The sequence below is a fragment of the Cesiribacter andamanensis AMV16 genome, assembly GCF_000348925.1.
In the GTDB taxonomy this organism is placed as follows: domain Bacteria; phylum Bacteroidota; class Bacteroidia; order Cytophagales; family Cyclobacteriaceae; genus Cesiribacter; species Cesiribacter andamanensis.
The window spans coordinates 1-4838 of sequence record NZ_AODQ01000201.1 but is presented as its reverse complement, the minus strand read 5'-3'; the positions used below and the strand labels follow the sequence as shown (position 1 = coordinate 4838).

3 protein-coding genes and 1 pseudogene are annotated in these 4838 nt (G+C 51.2%); 2 read left to right on the top strand and 2 right to left on the bottom strand.

Annotated features, from left to right (window positions below):
• Window positions 1–63: 63 nt before the first annotated feature.
• Both ADICEAN_RS20230 and ADICEAN_RS20225 read right to left on the bottom strand, forming a co-directional pair.
• Window positions 64–1227, bottom strand: coding sequence for a hypothetical protein (locus ADICEAN_RS20230; RefSeq protein ID WP_161622748.1), 1164 nt, complete (start codon window positions 1225–1227; stop codon window positions 64–66).
• Window positions 1228–1349: 122 nt separating this feature from the next.
• Entirely contained in the window at window positions 1350–2762 is a 1413-nt protein-coding gene (locus tag ADICEAN_RS20225) for a hypothetical protein (RefSeq protein ID WP_009197535.1), read from the bottom strand.
• Between the two features lie 295 nt (window positions 2763–3057).
• On the opposite strand from ADICEAN_RS20225, the gene ADICEAN_RS20220 reads away from it, so the two are divergent.
• Together ADICEAN_RS20220 and ADICEAN_RS20215 are read left to right on the top strand one after the other, a co-directional pair.
• Complete coding sequence (locus ADICEAN_RS20220) at window positions 3058–4227, top strand: 2-isopropylmalate synthase (protein WP_009197534.1); 1170 nt, start codon at window positions 3058–3060, stop codon at window positions 4225–4227.
• Window positions 4227–4838: pseudogene (locus ADICEAN_RS20215) on the top strand (aconitase family protein); the annotation flags it as partial. The gene ADICEAN_RS20220 and the pseudogene ADICEAN_RS20215, both read left to right, overlap by 1 nt.

The following is a 4838-nucleotide window of genomic DNA, read 5'->3' as shown; positions in this document are numbered from 1 at the left end:
CAAGATGCTCGCACCAGCGGGGGGCTCTGGGAGAGCTTGCTTTGTTCTGTTATTGGGGCCTGCTTATTTAAATTTTATTATAGTGTCGTAGGAGATGAATGCTGTTTCACCCCTTTTTAATTGTAGATCAACATTCTGCCTAACAACCAATTCTTTATTTTTCAGTTCTTTAATTTCTAGATAGTTTAAAGGGTTAGTTTCATAATCAAGTATAATGAACTTCCCATCCTTTGATAGGGACCACTTTCCTTTTTTTAAAACTTCTTCGCCTTTAATAATCCTGTATCCACCATCATTTAAGAATTGATACGCTATTTCTTTATTTATAAATTCGTCCTTTAAAAGCAAACTATCTGCCCTGGTAGAAAATCCACTCCATCCATGAAAATCTAGCTGTTCCTCAGCTTCATTTTCAGTTTCTCTCTCAAACTGATGATGATACTCTAGTTCAGCCATCATCCATACCTGTGAAGTAAGTATCTGCGTTAGTTCTTCCAGTTGTCCATCCTTTTTCCGCTCAATTAGTTCAAAGGTCACAGGTTGATACCCTGTAGGTGTGAATAGTTCGGTTTCAATTCTAGAACTAGTTACTTTCTTTATTTGATAGACATAATTATCAAATTGGTTATGTGTAATGCTGATGAAGTACTTTCCATCAAATTCTGATACTGCCCATCTTTCATTTTCCTTATAGTACCAATGATTTGATTCAAGGTGTGTGATACCTACTCTAAAGGGGTCCTCATTAAAGTCCCAACCTTCTTCTAAAAAATCAATTCTAATCTTATAATTATCGAAAAGCTGATGCCAAGCACTACTGGTCAAAAGAGAAACCAACTCACCTCTAGATGTCATTGGTTTAAAATCTAGAGTTGGCTTAAACAGAGTTACCATATGTTTACCAATAAGTATAGTTAAACTATCTTGAGATAAATGCCTGACTACACCTAATGGTCTTTCGCCTGATAAGCGGATTTTGTTCTTTCTAAGTTTGTATCCGAGCGATTTGACCGAATCAGAGCCAATGAAGGTGACTTCTGCTACACCATCTTTAAAACGGATAAGAGTCCCATCGATAGGAAAAATACCTCCGTTCCCTTCTTGTCTACTATCTACAGCTATCCATGTTCTCTCAAGAATTTTATTATTAATTTGACCGTAAGATGAGACTACTGTCAAACAGATTAGCTTGAATAGCAAGAATACAGGGACAATGGTAAATTTCATCATTTTAATAGGCCTCAATTACTGATTAAAAGCTACAGTAGCCGATAAATTTGATTTATCAGTTCTCTAACATAATCCTATTTTTTTTCTATTTCCCAACAACACATACGTATTCATTTACTTCACCGCATCTCCCGAAACTTCCGCTGCATTACTTCCTGCACCGGGATGTTCTCGATCTTGCTGTCGAGCCAGGAGAGGATGTCCAGGTAGAGGAAGGGGCGGCGCTCAAAGGGGTCCTGGGCAATTAGGGCCAGCTTGCTGCGCAGACGAACAAAGGCGTCCTTAAGCTGGTGGGGCTGGATGTCGCCCAGGCTGCGCAAAAAACGGAAGATCTCTACCTGCATCTGGTGCTGGTCGTTCATACGGCCCAAAAAGTGGTACACGGACTTGATCTGGTACTCCAGGGCCCGGTCCTCGCCGGCTTCAAAATGGGCAATTAGGTTCAGGATGCGGGCAAAGCACTGCAGATCTTCCCGCAGGCCACTGTCGCGGAACTGGATGATCTTGCTCAGGTACTGGATGGCCCCGTAATTGTCGCCACTGCCAAAGTAAAGGGAGGCGATCTTGAAGTAAAACACCAGCTGCCAGTGGGGGTCCAGCTGGGCCTGGTGCTCCCGCAACTTCTCTAGAAGCTCGGGCACCAGCTGCAGGCCCTCGCTAAAGCGCCCTTCCATAAAATGGAGGTTCAGGCGGTTGGTGTAAAGGTAGAGGAAGAGCAGCACCTCGGTATTGGGATTGGTGCGGCGGTTGGGCGTAGCGGCATAGGCCTCCAGCTGCTGCAGCACCTCCCTGAATTTGCTGTAGTACAGCAAGTTAAAGAGGGCCGAAAGCAGGTTGTGCATGCCCTTGATGTAGAGGATGCTCTGCCGCTCCTTCATCCCTTCATGTTCGGCAAACAGGTCCACCCACTTCTGCGCATAGCGGTAGCAGGAGCGAAAATCGTGGATCAGGTAATGGTGCCAGACCTGCGCCTGGTAGTAATAGAGCTTCTCAAAAAAACCGGCCTGCTGCGGGGGTACGGCCGGCAGGTTTTCCCGAAAGAAAGCCTTTATCTTCGCATAGTCCTGCTGGTTGCGGGCATGCCCTACCTTGATGTAAAGGCCATACAGGCGCAGCGAAACATTGGAGAGTGCGTGCAGCTGGCCAATCTGCTGCAGCATGTGGTGCGATTCGGCCGTAAGCGTTTCGGCCCGCCCGCTCAGGCTGCGGGTGATGTACTGCGATTCGATGAGCTTCTCAAAATCCAGCGCCTCCAGGGCAATATGGGGCAGGCCGGCCTGCTGGGCGCCCAGCTTTACGCGCTCCAGCATTTTGAGGCTCTGCTGGTAAAAGCCTTTGTTGTAGAGAATGCGCGCCCCATCCAGCTGCTCGTGGAGCTGGATATCGGTATTCTGGCTGCTGTGGTAGAGGCGCAGATCGGCCAGCAGCTGCCGGTAGAGGTTGGCTTTGAGGTTGGCCAGTTGTATTTTTGATGCCGGGGGCCTGCTGCAGGATGCGCTCCTCGTTGTAGGCCTCCAGCCCGTCCAGGGCATCAAACAGCTGCAGGAACTTAAGACCATCGCTGGCCCCCTGCCGCTTGGCAAACAGCCGGAAGTGTCTTTTTTCGGTACGGGTCAGGGATTTGACCAGTTGAAATACAGGATCGGTGCTTTCGTTTGCCATTGTAAATACAAAACATTTAACACGCTGATAAACAGGGTGTTAATATGAATTTCGAGCTCTTTTGAAATAGTAGAAGCCGGTAAGAAGTATTTTTTGAAAAGCCCCTTTGGCTTGTAATTGTAGCCAGAATGCTCGAAAAATTTCTGCTACAAAGAACAAAAAATGATGTCGGTTCAGAAAATACACATATTTGACACCACCCTGCGCGATGGCGAGCAGGTGCCTGGCTGTAAACTGGTTACCGCCGAGAAACTGCTCATTGCCCGCCAGCTGGAGCTGCTGGGGGTGGATGTGATCGAAGCGGGTTTTCCCATCTCCAGTCCCGGCGATTTTGAAGCCGTAAAAGCCATAGCCGCCCAAACCCGCGAAGCTACCGTCTGCGGCCTTTCCCGCGCCCTGGAAGGGGATATCCGCACCGCTGCCGAAGCCCTGAAGCCGGCCCGCTACCCGCGCATCCATACCGGCATTGGCACCTCGGAGCTGCACATCCGCTACAAGCTCAAAACCACCCGGGAGGCCGTATTGTCCCGCGCCGTCGCCGCCGTGCGCCTGGCCAGAAGCTTTGTGGAAGATGTAGAGTTTTATGCCGAAGATGCCGGCCGCACCGATAATGAATTTCTGGCCCGTGTATGCGAAGCGGCCATCAGGGCCGGCGCCACCGTGCTCAACATACCCGATACCACCGGCTACTGCCTGCCGCATGAGTTTGGGGCCAAGATCAAGTACCTCTACGAACATGTAAAAGGGGTAGAAAACGTAATCCTTTCCACCCATTGCCACAACGATCTGGGCCTGGCCACCGCCAACTCCATTGCAGGGGTAACCAACGGCGCCCGCCAGATTGAGTGCACCATCAATGGGGTAGGAGAGCGGGCCGGCAATACGGCCCTGGAAGAGGTGGTGATGATTCTGCGCCAGCACCCTTACCTGAATCTTCATACGGGCATCAACACCCGCCTGCTGGCCGAAACCTCGGCCCTGGTATCCGAGCTCATGCGCATGCCCGTACAGCCCAACAAGGCCATTGTGGGGGCCAATGCCTTCTCGCACTCCAGCGGCATCCACCAGGATGGTGTGATCAAACACCGGGAAACCTACGAGATCATCGATCCGCGCGATGTAGGCGTGGCCGATTCTTCCATTGTGCTTACGGCCCGCTCGGGCCGCGCCGCCCTGGCCTTCCGCCTGCAGAAGCTGGGCTACTGCTTTGATAAGGGCACGCTGGACCAGGCCTACGAAGCTTTTCTGCAAACCGCCGACCGCAAAAAAGAAGTGGTGGATGAAGACCTGCACCAGTTGGTAGACGAAGCAAACCTGATCTCAAAGGCAAGCTAATGAGGGCAACATCTTTATTTGACAAGATCTGGGACGCCCATGTGGTCCGCTCGATTCCGGGCGGGCTTGATGTGTTTTACATTGATAAGCACCTGATCCATGAGGTGACCAGCCCCCAGGCCTTTGATGAGCTGGAGGCCCGCGGCCTGCCCCTTTTTCGCCGGCAGCAGATCGTGGCCACCGCCGACCATAACGTGCCCACCAAAGACCAGCACCTGCCCATCCGGGACCCCCTGTCCCGCTCGCAGGTGGATAAACTCACTGAAAACTGCCAGAAGTGGGGCATTGAGCTCTATGGGTTGGGCCACCAGCGGCAGGGCATTGTGCATGTAATCGGGCCCGAGCTGGGCATTACCCAGCCCGGCATGACCCTGGTGTGCGGCGATAGCCACACCTCTACCCACGGCGCTTTTGGTGCGATTGCTTTTGGCATCGGCACCAGCCAGGTAACGCAGGTAATGGCCTCACAATGCCTGTTGCTGAGCCGGCCCAAACGCATGCGTATTTGCATAGAAGGAACGCTGAGAAGGGGGGTAGGCGCCAAAGACCTCATCCTCNTATCATCTCCAGGCTGGGTACCGGCGGCGCTACGGGCTATTTTGTGGAGTATG